Origin of the sequence: Bradyrhizobium sp. F1.4.3, assembly GCF_040548375.1 — a bacterium.
Taxonomy (GTDB): Bacteria; Pseudomonadota; Alphaproteobacteria; order Rhizobiales; family Xanthobacteraceae; genus Bradyrhizobium.
The window spans coordinates 37,230-52,479 of the sequence record NZ_JBEPRN010000009.1 but is presented as its reverse complement, the minus strand read 5'-3'; the positions used below and the strand labels follow the sequence as shown (position 1 = coordinate 52,479).

Below are 15,250 nucleotides of genomic sequence, written 5' to 3'. Positions count from 1 at the left end.
TACTTCATGGCCCGCTTGAAGGCAGGACGGCATGGTGTATCGACGCCGCAGACCAACGCAGATGCAGGCCGCAACCGAATCGGTTGCCGTGGCCCCGACTGCGCCGGTGACGCGGCCTGCGAAGCCGCGTGCGCGCATGATGCGTCAATATGACCTCGTCGAGCGCGTCCGGTCCTACAATTCGAACACCAACGAAGACCTGCTGAACCGCGCCTATGTCTACGCCATGAAGGCGCACGGCTCGCAGACCCGCGCCTCCGGCGATCCGTATTTCTCGCACCCGCTCGAAGTGGCTGCGATTCTCACCGACCTGAAGCTCGACGACGCGACCATTGTCGCCGCGCTGCTTCACGACACGATCGAAGACACGGAGGCGACGCGGGCTGAGATCGACCAGATTTTCGGGCCCGAGATCGGCGCGCTGGTCGAGGGCCTGACCAAGCTGAAGCGGCTGGAACTGGTGTCGCGCGAAGCCAAGCAGGCCGAGAACCTGCGCAAACTGCTGCTGGCCATTGCTGACGATGTCCGCGTGCTCCTGGTGAAGCTCGCCGATCGCCTGCACAACATGCGCACGCTGGAATTCGTGCCGACGGAGTCGCGAAGGCGCATCGCCGAGGAGACGCTCGACATCTATGCGCCGCTCGCCGGCCGCATGGGCATGCAGGAAATGCGCGAGGAGCTGGAGGATCTGTCCTTCCGCACCCTCGATCCCGAGGCCTATTCGGTGGTGATGCAGCGGCTCGACTCGCTTGCCGAGCGCAACCGCAACCTGATCGGTGAGATCGAAGCGCAGCTCTCCAACAATCTGCGCCACCGGGGCCTCGGCGCGCGGGTCTATGGCCGCCGCAAGAAGCCGTTCTCGATCTGGACCAAGATGGAGCGCAAGTCGGTCGGCTTCGAGCAATTGTCCGACATCTTCGGCTTTCGTGTCGTCGTCAACGACGTCGAGTCCTGCTATCGCGCGCTCGGCATCGTCCACACCACTTGGCCGGTCGTGCCCGGCCGTTTCAAGGACTACATCTCGACACCGAAGCAGAACGACTATCGCTCGATCCACACCACCGTGATCGGCCCCGGCAACCAGCGTGCCGAACTCCAGATCCGCACCGAGGCAATGGACCAGATCGCCGAGCGCGGTATCGCCGCGCACGTGTTCTACAAGGAAGGTGTGGGCTCGCCGACCGAATTCCTCAAGCGCGAGTCCAACGCGTTTGCCTGGTTGCGCCACACCGTCGGCATCCTCACCGAGAGCACCAACCCCGAGGAATTCCTTGAGCATACCAAGCTTGAACTGTTCCACGACCAGGTGTTCTGCTTCACCCCGAAGGGCAAGCTGATCGCGCTGCCGCGCCATGCCAATGTGATCGACTTCGCCTATGCCGTGCATACCGACGTCGGCAACAGTGCGGTGGGCTGCAAGATCAACGGCAAGTTCGCGCCGCTGTCCTCGGAGCTCCAGAACGGTGACGAGGTCGAGGTGCTGACTTCGGAAGCGCAATCGGCGCCGCCGTCGGCCTGGGAGACGCTCGCGGTCACCGGCAAGGCGCGCGCCGCGATCCGCCGCGCCACGCGGACCGCCGTGCGCGATCAATATGCCGGCCTCGGCCGGCGCATCGTCGAGCGCTTGTTCGAGCGCGCCAAGATCGAATATGCCGACGACAAGCTGAAGGGCGCGCTGCCGCGGCTCGCGCGCGCCTCGATCGACGAGGTCATGGCGGCGGTCGGCCGCGGTGAGATCAAGGCCTCCCACGTCGCCCGCGCGATGTATCCCGACTACAAGGAGGAGCGCGTCGCGCGCTACGGGATCAAGAAGGGACTAGCTGCCAAGCTCAAGGAGAAGGCGGCGTCCGAGCCGCCGCGCAGCCCTGTTGCCATCCCGATTCGCGGCATCAATTCCGACCTGCCGGTGAAGTTTGCGCCGAACGGCGGCGCGGTGCCCGGCGACCGCATCGTCGGCATCGTCACGCCGGGCGAGGGGATCACGATCTATCCGATCCAGTCGCCGGCCCTGAAGGATTTCGAGGAGGAGCCGGAACGCTGGCTCGACGTGCGTTGGGACATCGAGGACTCCGTGCCGCAGCGCTTCCCGGCCCGCATCAAGGTCGAGAACGTCAACGAGCCCGGCGCGCTGGCGCAGATCGCGACGGTGATTGCCGAGCATGACGGCAACATCGACAATATCAGCATGCAGCGCCGCTCGCCCGACTTCACGGAGACGACGATCGACCTCGAAGTCTATGACCTGAAGCACTTGAGCGCCATCCTGGCCCAGTTGCGCGCGAAGGCGGTCGTCGCCCGCGTCGAACGTGTTAATGGATAGGCATCTTTCGTATTGGCCTGTCCGCGAAATTTGTGAGCCTTGCAATGTCTGCTCTTCCGCTCCGCCTCGGCGTCAATGTTGATCATGTCGCGACCCTGCGTAACGCGCGCGGCGGCCGCAATCCCGATCCGGTACGTGCCGCACTGCTGGCGATCGAGGCCGGTGCCGACGGCATCACCGCGCATCTGCGCGAGGATCGCCGGCACATCCGCGACGAGGACATGGCGCGGCTGAAGGCCGAGATCTCCAAGCCGCTCAATTTCGAGATGGCGGCGACCGACGACATGATGCGGATCTCGCTCGCCACCAAGCCGCATGCGGTGTGCCTGGTGCCGGAGCGCCGGCAGGAGGTGACGACCGAAGGCGGGTTGGATGTAGTGGGCCAGCACAACGCGCTCGCGCCCTGCATCGCGCGGCTGAACGATGCCGGCATCCGTGTCTCGCTGTTCATCGCCGCCGATCCCGCGCAGATCGAGATGGCGGCGCGGCTGCGCGCGCCCGTGATCGAGATCCACACCGGCGCCTGGTGCGACGCCGTGGTCGACGGCCACATCGAGAAGGCCGAGGCCGAATGGCGGCGGATCGTGGCGGGGGCGAAGCTCGCAAAGGCTGCGGGGCTGGAGGTTCATGCCGGGCATGGGCTCGACTATGCGACGGCGGAGACGATCGCGGCGCTGCCGGAGATCATGGAGCTCAACATCGGCTACTACATGATCGGCGAAGCCCTGTTCGTCGGCCTTGCCGAGACGGTCCGCAGCATGCGCGCGGCGATGGACCGCGGCCGGAGCCGGGCATGATCATCGGCATCGGCTCCGACCTGATCGACATCACCCGTGTCGCCAAGGTGATCGAGCGCCACGGCGAGCGTTTCCTCGACCGCATCTTCACTGAGGCCGAGCGGGCCAAGGCGGAGCGGCGGGCCAAGAACGAGAAGATGGTGGTGGCCACCTATGCCAAGCGCTTTGCCGCCAAGGAGGCCTGTTCCAAGGCGCTCGGCACTGGCATCCGGCGCGGGGTCTGGTGGCGCGACATGGGGGTGGTCAACCTGCCGGGAGGGCGGCCGACCATGCGGCTGACCGGGGGAGCCCTGGCCAGGCTTCAGGCCCTGACGCCGGAAGGGTTCGAGGCGCAGATCGACCTGTCGATCACCGACGACTGGCCGCTGGCGCAGGCCTTCGTGATCATTTCCGCCGTCCCGCTGGCCAAGCCCTGACGGCTCGGCAAACATTTTATAATTCGTATTAAAAATCAATATCTTATGCGTTTTTGATGCGATCCTTGATTGCGTGGACCCCGACAACCGTCTAAAAGTCCGCGAACGCAAATCAGCCTGGGCAAATTCGGCTTTACGCCGGAATTAGCCCTCACTATCAGAATCAGGACAATCTCCTTGTGCCGCGAAGCGATGGGCCGTTCGCGAGGGGAGGGCGCTCTATGACCGCCGGCCGGAATTGAGAGAGCAATGAGCGTGACTTCGGGAACAAAAACTGAGAGCGGCGTCGGCGAAACGATCCGGGTCGTGATCCATGCTCTCCTGATCGCGCTCGTGATCCGCACCTTCCTGTTCCAGCCCTTCAACATCCCGTCCGGCTCGATGAAGGCGACGCTGCTGGTCGGCGACTATCTGTTCGTCTCGAAATATTCCTACGGCTACAGCCACTACTCGATCCCGTTCTCGCCGCCGCTGTTCTCGGGACGCATCTGGGGCTCGGATCCGAACCGCGGCGACATCGTCGTGTTTCGCCTGCCGAAGGACGACTCCACCGACTACATCAAGCGCGTGATCGGTCTTCCCGGCGACCACATCCAGATGAAGGACGGGCTGCTCTACATCAACGACACTCCGGTCGAGCGGCAGCGCATGAGCGAATTTGTCGGCGAAGATCCCTGCGGCTCCGAAGGCGGCGGCACCTCCCGGGTGAAACGCTGGAAGGAGACGCTGCCGAACGGCGTGTCCTATGAGACGCTGGATTGCGCCGACAACGGCTACATGGACAACACCAACGTCTACAGCGTGCCGCCCGGCCACTTCTTCATGATGGGCGACAACCGCGACAACTCGACCGACAGCCGCTTTCTCGGCCAGGTCGGCTATGTACCGCAGGAGAACCTGATCGGCCGCGCCCAGATGATCTTCTTCTCCATCGGCGAGGGCGAGCATGCCTGGATGTTCTGGCGCTGGCCGTGGGCGGTGCGCTGGAATCGTTTCTTCAAAATCGTCCGATGAAAGACGAAGCCAAGGACATCACGACTCAACCGATCGAGGCGCAAGCGGGCCCTGACGGCGAAGCTGCGACCAAGACGCTTGTGGCGAAGACGCCTGCGAAGAAGCGGGCGCGGGGTGGCAAGCCCAAGGCGGCGGACGCGAATGCGGCGCTCGAAGCGCGTATCGGTCACAGCTTTGCGGATCCGAACCAGCTGGTCCAGGCGATCACGCATGTCTCGGCGCTGAAGTCCGGGCGCAAGCGCGGCGACAGCTATCAGCGGCTGGAATTCCTCGGCGACCACGTGCTCGGGCTCGTCGTCTCCGACATGCTCTATCACGCCTTCCCGAACGCCGACGAGGGCGAACTGTCCAAGCGTCTTGCCGAGCTCGTACGCAAGGAGAGCTGCGCCGACGTTGCCAAGTCGCTTGGTCTGCTCGACGACATCAAACTGGGCTCGGTCGGCTCCAGCGCCGATGCCCGCCTGCGCAAGTCCATCCTCGGCGACATCTGCGAAGCCGTGATCGGCGCCATCTTCCTCGACGGCGGCCATGCGGCTGCGGCCGAGTTCGTCAAGCGCAACTGGACCGAGCGCATGCACAAGCCGCGCAGGCCGCTGCGCGACCCCAAGACCGTGCTCCAGGAATGGGCGCAGGGGAAGGGACTGCCGACGCCTGTTTACCGCGAGGTCGAGCGCACCGGCCCGCATCACGATCCGCAGTTCCGCGTCGCGGTCGACCTGCCGGGCCTGGCGCCGGCCGAAGGCATCGGCGGCAACAAGCGCGCGGCAGAGAAGGTAGCGGCCTCGGTCATGATTGAACGCGAAGGCGTTGGCGGCAGCAATGACGGTTGAAGCAAGCGGCGAGACGCCTGCCGCGACGCGCTGCGGCTTCGTTGCGCTGATCGGCGCGCCCAATGTCGGCAAGTCCACGCTCGTCAACGCGCTGGTCGGAGCCAAGGTCACGATCGTCTCGCGCAAGGTGCAGACCACGCGCGCGCTGATCCGCGGCATCGTCATCGAGAACAACGCGCAGATTATCCTGGTCGATACGCCCGGTATTTTCTCACCCAAGCGCCGGCTCGACCGCGCCATGGTCTCCACCGCCTGGAGCGGGGCGCACGACGCCGATCTCGTCTGCGTTCTGATCGATGCCAAGATCGGCATCGACGAGGAGGCCGAGGCGATCCTCGCCAAGGCCGCGAGCGTCAATCACGACAAGATTTTGGTGATCAACAAAGTCGACTTGGTCCAGCGCGAAAAACTCCTGGCGCTGGCACAGACCGCCAACGAGCGCATGCCGTTCGCCAGGACTTTCATGATCGCGGCGCTGTCGGGCGACGGCGTCGATGATCTCAGGCATACGCTTGCCGAGATGGTGGCGCCGGGCCCGTTCCTCTATCCCGAAGACCAGATGTCGGACGCGCCGATGCGACATCTTGCGGCCGAGATCACCCGCGAAAAGATCTTTCGCAAGCTGCACCAGGAATTGCCCTATCAGTCGACGGTCGAGACCGACAAGTGGGAAGAGCGCAAGGACAAGTCGGTGCGCATCGAGCAGACCGTCTTCGTCGAGCGCGAGAGCCAGCGCAAGATCGTGCTCGGCGCGGGCGGCGCCACCATCAAGTCGATCGGCGCGGATGCGCGCAAGGAGCTCGCCGAGATCCTGGGCGTGCCAGTGCATCTCTTCCTGTTCGTCAAGGTGCGCGAGAACTGGGGTGACGATCCCGATCGCTACCGCGAGATGGGCCTGGAATTTCCCAAAGAATAACCAAGAAAAGATCGGTACCCGATGAGCGTGCCCCGCAACGTCCAGCGCTTCGAAGCGTTGCTCTATGCTTCGCTGATGCTGGATGCCCTGTCGGTGGCGGTCCAGGATCGCACGCCCACAGTCGACATGACCGACCAGATGATCATGACGTCGACGCTGCTCGGCGGCGTGATGATTTCGCTGCTGGTCTATTTCGTCTGGCTCGCCGCGCACTGGCGCAAGAACTGGCCGCGATGGGTGCTGGCCGCGGCATTGGTGCTCTCCGTGATCTCGCTCGGCCAGGTCATCGGGGAGAAGGGGATGGAGCTCGACAGCGCCATCGAGATCGTCTCCTGCGTGCTGACGGTATTCGGGCTGTATTTCTCCTTCAGTGGCGACGCGCAGGGCTGGTTCAACGCGTGAGGTTTCGCGCGTTGCCGTAGGTGGGCAAAGGCGCGCCCTTGCGCGCCCTGCCCACCGCAGCCGCCAGCGTTCGGTTAATTAAAATGGTGGGCACGCTTCGCTTTGCCCACCCTACGATTCCTCAAAATGCGCTACACTTCCTCCCATGGAATGGACCGACGAAGGCATCGTGCTGGGCGTGCGGCGGCATGGCGAATCCAGCGCCATTGTCGAGCTGTTGACACGTGCGCACGGCCGGCATCTCGGCCTCGTGCGCGGCGGCGCCGGTTCGCGGATGCGGCCTTTGCTGCAACCAGGCAATAGCGTCAGCGTGGTGTGGCGGGCGCGGCTCGACGAACATCTCGGCACCTATGCCATCGAAGGCCTGAAGCTGCGCGCGGCGACGCTGCTGACGTCGTCCCATGGCGTCTACGGCGTGACCCATCTTGCCTCGATCGCACGGCTCTTGCCGGAGCGCGATCCGCACGAAGAGATTTTTGTGCGGCTCGAACATTCGCTCGACGATTTTGACGACATCGGCAGCGCTGCCGTGCACGTCATTCATTTCGAGCTGGCGATGCTCTCCGAGCTCGGCTTCGGACTGGCGTTGGAAAACTGCGCTGTGACCGGGGAGACCTCGGACCTGATCTACGTCTCGCCGAAATCCGGCGGCGCGGTGTCGCGCACCGCCGGCGAGCCGTGGCGCGACCGGCTGTTGCGGCTGCCACCGTTCCTGCGCCAGGGCGAGATGCACGGCGATCTCACCGATCAGGATCTCCAGGACGGGTTTCGGCTCACCGGATTATTCCTGCTGCGCCACGTGCTGGAGCCGCGCGGGCAGGTCCATTCCGACGCTCGCGCAGGCTTCATCAACGCATTGACGCGGCAGCAGGCGAGGGCGGCGATGTCGGCGCCATGAGGCCACCACTACTCTGCATTGCCGAATAAGATAGCTGTTTCTGGAACAAATCCCGGTCCCGGATGGGCCTCCGGGGTTCCAATCCAGGGAAAGCCTCCAATCCGGGGAAAGCCTGATGTTGATCAAGGCACTTGTGGTATAGGCAGCGTTGATGGCGCTGGCGCCGGATGCCCTTGCAGGCGAGCAGCCGGGGTTGATTCGTCGCGCCTCCTGCACCGTCGTCCGATACTATGTGGCGAAATATTCGGCAGTCGCGGCAGAGACATGGGGGCGATCCCATGGCGCGACAGAGGCCGAGATCGAGACCGCCCGACGCTGCCTGACCAATGCCCGGCAACCGCGCAGACCAAGGTCACCCAGATCGTGACCGCCGGCCGGGCCGGGCAGTAAGTAGCCGCCCACAGGGAACCAATCCATCCTTGCCCGATTCGCCCGTACGGTCTAACCGGGCGGCATGGGAAAACGATTGATTCCGCCGGGGGAGCCGGCTGAAATTCATGAGGTGCCGCTGCGGGACGCGCTGGAAGAGCGCTATCTCGCCTATGCGCTCTCCACCATCATGCACCGTGCGCTGCCGGATGCGCGCGACGGCCTGAAGCCGGTACACCGGCGCATTCTCTATGGCATGCGCCTGCTGAGGCTCGATCCGGGCTCGGGATTCAAGAAATCCGCAAAAATCGTCGGCGACGTGATGGGCTCGTTCCATCCGCATGGCGACCAGGCGATCTACGACGCCATGGTTCGCCTCGCGCAGGATTTCTCCTCGCGCTATCCGCTGGTCGACGGCCAGGGCAATTTCGGCAATATCGACGGCGACAACCCCGCCGCCTACCGCTACACCGAAGCGCGCATGACCGATGTCGCGCGGCTTCTGCTCGACGGCATCGACGAGGACGGAGTCGAATTCCGCCCCAATTACGACGGCCAGTCGAAAGAGCCCATCGTCCTGCCCGGCGGCTTCCCGAACCTGCTCGCCAATGGCGCGCAGGGAATCGCGGTCGGCATGGCGACCTCGATCCCGCCGCACAATGCGGCCGAGCTCTGCGACGCCGCGCTGCATCTCATCGAGAAGCCCGACGCGAAATCCAAAGCGCTGCTGAAATGGGTCAAGGGCCCGGATTTCCCGACCGGCGGCATCATCGTCGATTCCAAGCAGGCGATTGCTGAGGCCTACACCACCGGCCGTGGCTCCTTCCGCGTTCGCGCCAAGTGGGAGCAGGAGGAGGGCGCCCGCAGCACCTGGGTGGTCGTCATCACCGAGATTCCGTTCCTGGTGCAGAAGTCGCGCCTGGTCGAGAAGATCGCCGAGCTTCTGGACCAGAAGAAGCTGCCGCTTGTCGGCGATGTCAGGGACGAGTCGGCCGAAGACGTCCGTCTCGTGATCGAGCCGAAGTCGAAGAACGTAGATCCCGCCCTGATGATGGAATCGCTGTTCAGGCTGACCGAGCTGGAAAACAAGATTCCGCTGAACCTCAACGTGCTGATCAAGGGTCGCATCCCCAAGGTGGTGGGGCTCGCGGAGTGCCTGCGCGAATGGCTCGACCATTTGCGCGATGTGCTGATCCGCCGCTCCAACTTCCGCAAGGGTCAGATCGAACACCGGCTGGAGGTCCTTGGCGGCCATTTGGTCGCCTATCTGAACCTCGACAAGGTGATCAAGATCATCCGCACCGAGGACGAGCCGAAACCGGCGCTGATCAAGGCATTCAAGCTCACCGAAGTTCAGGCCGAGGCCATCCTCAACATGCGTTTGCGCAACTTGCGCAGGCTCGAGGAAATGGAGATCCGCAATGAAGACAGGGATCTGCGCAAAGAGCTGAAGGGCATCGAAGCCCTGCTCGCCTCCGAAGTCGAGCAGTGGAAGAAGGTCGCCGAGCAGGTCGGCAAGGTCCGCGACATGTTCGGACCGAAGACTCCGCTCGGCAAACGCCGCACCACCTTTGCCGATGCGCCCGAGCACGATCTTGCGGCGATCGAGGAAGCCTTCGTCGAACGCGAGCCGGTCACTGTCGTCGTTTCCGACAAGGGCTGGATCCGCACCATGAAGGGGCACGTCGAGGATCTCTCGGGCCTTGCCTTCAAGCAGGACGACAAGCTCGGCTTTGCGTTCTTCGCGGAAACGACCTCGAAACTCTTGCTGTTCGCGACCAACGGCAAGTTCTACTCGCTCGATGTTGCGAAACTTCCGGGCGGGCGCGGTCATGGCGAGCCGATTCGCCTGTTCATCGATCTCGAGCAGGAGGCCGCGCCGGTCGCGCTGTTCGTCAACAAGGGCGGACGCAAATTCCTGGTCGCGAGCCATGAGGGCCAGGGCTTTGTGGTCAACGAGGACGATTGCGTCGGCACCACCAAGAAGGGCAAGCAGATTCTCAACGTCGAGATGCCGAACGAGGCGCGTGCGATCACCGAGGTGCTCGGCGACACCATCGCGGTCATCGGCGACAACCGCAAGATGCTGATCTTCCCGCTGAGTGAGGTGCCGGAGATGGCGCGCGGCCGCGGCGTGCGCTTGCAGAAGTACAAGGATGGCGGCCTGTCCGATATCGCGGTGTTCGACGCCAAGGCGGGCCTTACGTGGAAAGATTCCGCCGGCCGCGAATTCTCGGCGACCATGAAGGAGCTCGCCGAGTGGCAAGGCACCCGCGCCGACGCCGGCCGCCTGCCGCCGAAGGGATTCCCGAAATCGAACAGGTTCGGTCGGCTGATCGGATAGGGTGGCTCTCGTGTCCCGGACGCGCTGCAACGCTCCATAGCGTGTCGAAGACGCGCGTAAACGCGCTTATGGTGTTGCGGCGCAGAGCCGGGACCCACGCTGCGCGGATGATGCTCGGAAACATGGACCCGGGCTCAGCAGCGCACCGCTGAAGTAGCGCTGCGCTGCGTCCGGGACACGAGAGATCGCAACCTCGCCAATCGCATCCGCGCAAACGCGCAGCAGGTAGTCGTCACGGCATGAGTGACTCCGCCTTGCAGGCACGAACATTGCCTTTTATTTCGCGCACACGAACTTCCAAAAAGCGAAAAAAGGCATCAATGTTCAAACTGAAGACTTTCACGCCGGCGCTGTTTGCCCTCGCGCTGGTCGCCACGCCGGCGCACGCGGCAGGCAATCTCGTCGCGGTGCTCGAGGCAGAAATCGTCACGCTCGATCCGCATTTCTCCACGGCCTACATTACGCGCACGTTTGGCTACATGGTGTTCGACACGCTGTTCGCGAAGGACTCCAAGGGCGACGTCAAGCCGCAGATGGTGCAGGACTGGAAAGTCTCAGCCGATGGCTTGACCTACAGCTTCACACTGCGTGACGGCTTGAAGTGGCATGACGGCCAGCCGGTCACGGCAGCGGATTGCGTGGCCTCGCTGCGCCGCTGGGGCACCCGCAGCGCGCTCGGTCGTCGCATTTTCGCGATCACGGCGTCGCTCGAGCCGACGGACGCCAAGACGTTCGTGCTGACGCTGAAGGAGCCGTCCGGCCTTGTCATCGACGCGCTCGGCAATCCCGTTAGCCCCGTCGCCTTCATGATGCCTGAGCGCATCGCCAAGACGCCCGGCGACCAGCGCATCACCGAGATCATCGGCTCCGGCCCGTTCGTCTACAGCAAGGCCGATCACCGCACCGGCGACCGCATGATCCTGAAGAAATTCGCCGACTATGTGCCGCGCCCTGAGCCGGCCGATTTCCTCGCCGGCGGCAAGCGCGTCACCATCGACACGCTCGAGATCCGCGTCATCCCCGACGGGTCGACCGCGGCCTCCGCGCTCCAGGCCGGCGAAATCGACTTCATGCAATATGCACCGTTCGATCTCCTGCCGGCCCTTGAAAAGAATGCGCGCGTAAAACTCGTCAATTTCACCGGCGGCAACATGTTTGCAGGCGCCTATCGCCTCAACGCCGCATCGAAACCGTTCGACGATCCTGCTATCAGACGCGTGCTATGGAGGCTGGTCGATCAGCGCGAGGTGCTGGACGCGCTCGGCCTCGATGCCAAATACGCCGCGCCCTGCGCGACGTACTTCACATGCGGCACCACCTATGACAGCAAGGCCGGCATCGAGGCTGCGGCCAGCCCGTCGATCGAGGCGGCGCGCGCCGCGCTGAAGGCGACGAAATATGCCGGCGAGCCCGTCGTCGTCATGGAGGCCAACGATCTTGAAGCCCCGCGTGTCTCGGCGCAGGTGTTGGCCGAGCGGCTGAAGCTTGCCGGGTTCAACGTCGATCTCCAGGTGATGGACTGGGCGAGTGTGCTGGCACGCCGCGCCAAGAGGGAGGGCTGGAGCGTGTATGGCGTTCATGCCGGCGGCTTCGATCTGGGTTCGCCCCTGACCAACGTCATGGTCGCCTTCAATTGCGCCGACTTCACCGGCTGGCAATGCGATTCGCGCATCACGCCGTTGATGGAAGCCTTTGCCAAGGCGCCTGCCGAGGAGGATCGCAAGAAGATCGCCGGCGAAATCCAGAGCGTCATGTACGATCAGGCGCCTGCGATTCCGTGGGGCCAGTTCGCGCAGCCGGCGGCCTATCGCGCCAGCTTGCGCGGTCTGATACCGTCCGCCATCCCGGTTTTCTGGAACGTTGAGAAGTAACGCGATGTACGATGTCATTGTTGTCGGCGGCGGCTCGGCCGGCGCCGCTGTTGCGGCGAGGCTCTCCGAGGATCCCGCAAGGCGCGTTCTGCTGCTTGAGGCCGGTCTCGACTGGCGCGCCGACGAGGCGCCATGGGAGGTGATGACGCCGAATCCGATTCCGATCATCCACAAGCGCGAGTACCAGGAGAAATGGCAATGGCCAGACCTGCTGACGCGCCGGGTAGCGGGGCAGGAGCCGCGCTTCTATTGGCGCGGCAAGGGGCTCGGTGGCTCATCGATGATGAACGGTCAGATCGCCATCCGTGGCGTTGCGGACGCGTTCGACGAATGGGCGGCCAATGGCTGCACTGGCTGGTCGGCCAAAGAGGTGATGCCGTTGTTCTCGGTCATCGAGGACGATCTGGAATTCGGCGACGCTGTGGGACACGGACGCGGCGGGCCGTTGCCGGTCTATCGCGCTCCGCCCGAGACATGGGGCCCGATCGATCGCGGCTTGCGCGACGCGGCGCTGGCGAGCGGCTATCCCTGGTGCGCCGACCTCAACGGTCCGGACGGCGAGGGTGCGGCGTGTTATCCGATCAACAGCCGCGATAGCCGCCGTATCACGACCAATGAGGGGTATCTGGAGCCTGCGCGCAGCCGCGCCAATCTGGAGATCCGTGGGCGTGCGCTGGTTGATCGCGTGCTGATCAGCGACGGCCGCGCGACCGGCCTCCGCGTCCACATCGAGGGGCAGGGTACGAGCGAGATCAGCGCGCGCCAGATCGTGCTCTGCGCCGGCGCCATCCACAGTCCGGCGATCTTGCTGCGTTCTGGCATCGGACCGGCCGCCGAGTTGAACGCGATGGGGATTGCGGTCGAACAGGACCTGCCGGTCGGCCGGCACTTCTTCGACCACCCGCTGTTTCGCGCCACGATCCAGCTCCACGAAAATCTGCGGCCCACCGATCCGGACACCCGCCACACCAATTGCTGCGTGACCTACTCCTCCGGCCTCGCCAGTGGCGGCAAGCGCGACATGATCCTTATCGCCTTCAACCACCGCGGCATCGGCGTGCCCGGGGCCATCGGCGCCGGGCTGTTCAACGCCTATTCACGTGGCACGCTCAAGCTCGCCTCGATCGATCCCGAAATCGATCCGATCGTCGAGGAGAACATGCTGGCCGATCCACGCGACATGCTGCGCATGATGGATGCGGTGAAGCGGCTGGCCATGATCACCTCCCAGCCCGCGCTCGCCGGCATCGCCGACTGGATCCGGCTGACCGACACCGATCTGACGTTGCCGCAGGCTGCCGCGCTGCCGGAACACGAGCTCGATGCGTTGCTGCGCCGTGAAACCGGCGACATCCAGCATGCCGCCGGCAGCTGCCGTATGACCGGCTTCAAGGACGCCGACGGCGTGGTCAATCCCGACGGCACGGTGAAAGGCATCGCGGGCTTGCGCGTGGCAGACGCTTCGATCATGCCGTCGGATTGCCGGGCCAACACCCACTTCACGACGGTGGTGATCGGCGAGGCGATTGCACGGATGATGATGCGGTAGTTCTGCTGGGGCAAGCTACCTCCGCGTCATTGCGAGCGGAGCGAAGCAATCCAGAATCTTTCCGCGGAGACAGTCTGGATTGCTTCGCTCCGCTCGCAATGACGGAGCAAGCGGCGAGGCCATCGTTCTCCAATTCACATATCAAACAGCAGACACACCTTCACGTTCTCGCGGCGCCTTTCGCCCGAGTTTTGTTTCTCGCAGCGCCCTCGCAGAGACGAGGGCGCAGGGAAGGCCGGGCGCCGGCTGGCACCCGCAGGTCCGTGCGCCATAGAAATGCACACGGGGTGGACCACAGGTGTTGCCGGTCGCCCGGCCTTCCCTGCGCGATGGTTTTAACGTGTCCTTCGTGCTCTCCCCGGGGAGCGATGCACTATTGCCCCCGTCGCCCTGCGGATGACTGATGCGCACGCCCGGTCGGGCTGCCACATCACCACAGGACTTGACGCACAGGCTCCGGGCGTCAGGACCACACGACTTGTTCGTCCGCGCACGTCCTCGCTGGGACTTCGGGAGCTGGCGTGTGCTCACGCCCGAAGCCATGCCAGGACGCTGTCGGCGTCGTGTCGTCGGCACGACGGCCATTGCTCACGACTAAAGCCGCCCTGCAACGCCGATCCCGCCCGACGCCGTCGCGTCCATCGCTGCCAGGCCCGCGGTTCGTGACGATCGCGATCCGCCCCTTGTCTCGGGCCAGGGTGTTTCGCTTTTACGACAAATCCGAATTTCGGTAAAGTGGAATATTTGGGTTGATGGGGCTTGACAGGTCGTGAGGTCATGCGGCGTGCCTGTTTTGCCCGACGGAGCAATTCCTTCGGCTGCTCCGGCAGACAGGTGGACGTTGGATGCTCGCGGCGAGTTTTATCGGGTTTGACCCAACTCGGACAATGGCTGTAGCCTGCCAGTGGCTGAACGTGCTTTGATGAATTGGGCTGAAATTTTTCCGGTGCAGGCTCGTGCAGCCCGCAACCACACCAATTATGGGGGGATCGTTATGCAGAGGCTGTTGGCAGTTTTTCTGATTGTCGTTGGTTTGTCTTCGCCGCAATTCGCAAAGGCCGGACCGAACGAAGACGCTGCGGCGGCGAGAGCGCAGTGGGAGCAGGTTTACAATTCGGGCGATGCCGACAAGTTCGTCGCTCTCTATACCAAGGATGCAACGCTTTTTGGTTCGACCGCCCAGCTATTCTCCGGCTCGGAAGGCGTGCGTGCTTACTTCAGTAAGCTGCCGCCAGGCATCCAGGCAAAGATGGGCGACCAACAAGCCATAGCGGTGGGATCAAACGTCCTCCTCAGCTCCGGCTTTGCGAGTTTCACTCTCAAAGACGGCACAATGATCCCCTACCGTTTGACGCTCGCGTTGGTGAAAGTCGATGGCCAATGGCTGATCGCTCAGCACCACGGCTCGCCGGTCCCGAAATGAGCTAACGATCCAACCAGTCAGTTGGCCCAGAGCTGAAGGGCTGCTCATCGGGGTGACGCGGACTCGCTATGCTCGCCGAGAGCTCTTCGGTTCATGACCCA

At 63.9% G+C, this 15,250-nt stretch carries 12 protein-coding genes and 1 pseudogene; all 13 read left to right on the top strand.

What is annotated here, in order from left to right:
• Positions 1 to 31: 31 nt before the first annotated feature.
• Complete coding sequence (locus ABIB73_RS22630) at positions 32 to 2,320, top strand: RelA/SpoT family protein (RefSeq protein ID WP_354227487.1); 2,289 nt, start codon at positions 32 to 34, stop codon at positions 2,318 to 2,320.
• A 44-nt stretch (positions 2,321 to 2,364) separates the two neighbouring features.
• Entirely contained in the window at positions 2,365 to 3,117 is a 753-nt protein-coding gene (locus tag ABIB73_RS22625) for a pyridoxine 5'-phosphate synthase (RefSeq protein ID WP_354227485.1), read from the top strand.
• A complete protein-coding gene (gene acpS / locus ABIB73_RS22620; protein WP_354227483.1) occupies positions 3,114 to 3,533 on the top strand; it encodes a holo-ACP synthase in 420 nt (139 codons plus the stop codon). Before ABIB73_RS22625 ends, acpS begins: the two co-directional genes overlap by 4 nt.
• Positions 3,534 to 3,782: 249 nt before the next feature.
• Complete coding sequence (gene lepB / locus ABIB73_RS22615; RefSeq protein WP_354227481.1) at positions 3,783 to 4,547, top strand: signal peptidase I; 765 nt, start codon at positions 3,783 to 3,785, stop codon at positions 4,545 to 4,547.
• Positions 4,544 to 5,377, top strand: coding sequence for a ribonuclease III (gene rnc / locus ABIB73_RS22610; RefSeq protein WP_354227479.1), 834 nt, complete (start codon positions 4,544 to 4,546; stop codon positions 5,375 to 5,377). Before lepB ends, rnc begins: the two co-directional genes overlap by 4 nt.
• Positions 5,367 to 6,293 carry a GTPase Era gene (gene era, locus ABIB73_RS22605; protein ID WP_354227477.1) on the top strand — a complete coding sequence of 309 codons (927 nt, stop codon included), beginning with the start codon at positions 5,367 to 5,369 and terminating at the stop codon, positions 6,291 to 6,293. Before rnc ends, era begins: the two co-directional genes overlap by 11 nt.
• A gap of 21 nt (positions 6,294 to 6,314) precedes the next feature.
• Entirely contained in the window at positions 6,315 to 6,695 is a 381-nt protein-coding gene (locus ABIB73_RS22600) for a hypothetical protein (RefSeq protein WP_354227475.1), read from the top strand.
• A 145-nt stretch (positions 6,696 to 6,840) separates the two neighbouring features.
• Entirely contained in the window at positions 6,841 to 7,593 is a 753-nt protein-coding gene (gene recO / locus ABIB73_RS22595; protein ID WP_354227473.1) for a DNA repair protein RecO, read from the top strand.
• 151 nt (positions 7,594 to 7,744) lie between these two features.
• A pseudogene (locus tag ABIB73_RS22590) lies at positions 7,745 to 7,983 on the top strand (hypothetical protein).
• A 64-nt stretch (positions 7,984 to 8,047) separates the two neighbouring features.
• Complete coding sequence (parC, locus tag ABIB73_RS22585; RefSeq protein WP_354227471.1) at positions 8,048 to 10,306, top strand: DNA topoisomerase IV subunit A; 2,259 nt, start codon at positions 8,048 to 8,050, stop codon at positions 10,304 to 10,306.
• Between the two features lie 320 nt (positions 10,307 to 10,626).
• Complete coding sequence (locus tag ABIB73_RS22580; protein ID WP_354227469.1) at positions 10,627 to 12,177, top strand: ABC transporter substrate-binding protein; 1,551 nt, start codon at positions 10,627 to 10,629, stop codon at positions 12,175 to 12,177.
• Positions 12,178 to 12,181: 4 nt separating this feature from the next.
• Positions 12,182 to 13,726 carry a GMC family oxidoreductase gene (locus tag ABIB73_RS22575; RefSeq protein WP_354227467.1) on the top strand — a complete coding sequence of 515 codons (1,545 nt, stop codon included), beginning with the start codon at positions 12,182 to 12,184 and terminating at the stop codon, positions 13,724 to 13,726.
• 904 nt (positions 13,727 to 14,630) lie between these two features.
• Positions 14,631 to 15,149, top strand: a complete 519-nt coding sequence (locus ABIB73_RS22570; protein WP_354227465.1) for an SgcJ/EcaC family oxidoreductase — start codon at positions 14,631 to 14,633, stop codon at positions 15,147 to 15,149.
• Positions 15,150 to 15,250: the final 101 nt, after the last annotated feature.

Bases quoted from the DNA above. Each gene is read 5' to 3' on its own strand.
- ABIB73_RS22580 (WP_354227469.1), top strand. From the start codon at position 10,627: ATGTTCAAACTGAAGACTTTCACGCCGGCGCTGTTTGCCCTCGCGCTG.
- rnc (WP_354227479.1), top strand. From the start codon at position 4,544: ATGAAAGACGAAGCCAAGGACATCACGACTCAACCGATCGAGGCGCAA.
- era (WP_354227477.1), top strand. From the start codon at position 5,367: ATGACGGTTGAAGCAAGCGGCGAGACGCCTGCCGCGACGCGCTGCGGC.
- ABIB73_RS22600 (WP_354227475.1), top strand. From the start codon at position 6,315: ATGAGCGTGCCCCGCAACGTCCAGCGCTTCGAAGCGTTGCTCTATGCT.
- recO (WP_354227473.1), top strand. From the start codon at position 6,841: ATGGAATGGACCGACGAAGGCATCGTGCTGGGCGTGCGGCGGCATGGC.
- ABIB73_RS22625 (WP_354227485.1), top strand. From the start codon at position 2,365: ATGTCTGCTCTTCCGCTCCGCCTCGGCGTCAATGTTGATCATGTCGCG.
- ABIB73_RS22630 (WP_354227487.1), top strand. From the start codon at position 32: ATGGTGTATCGACGCCGCAGACCAACGCAGATGCAGGCCGCAACCGAA.
- lepB (WP_354227481.1), top strand. From the start codon at position 3,783: ATGAGCGTGACTTCGGGAACAAAAACTGAGAGCGGCGTCGGCGAAACG.
- acpS (WP_354227483.1), top strand. From the start codon at position 3,114: ATGATCATCGGCATCGGCTCCGACCTGATCGACATCACCCGTGTCGCC.
- ABIB73_RS22575 (WP_354227467.1), top strand. From the start codon at position 12,182: ATGTACGATGTCATTGTTGTCGGCGGCGGCTCGGCCGGCGCCGCTGTT.
- parC (WP_354227471.1), top strand. From the start codon at position 8,048: ATGGGAAAACGATTGATTCCGCCGGGGGAGCCGGCTGAAATTCATGAG.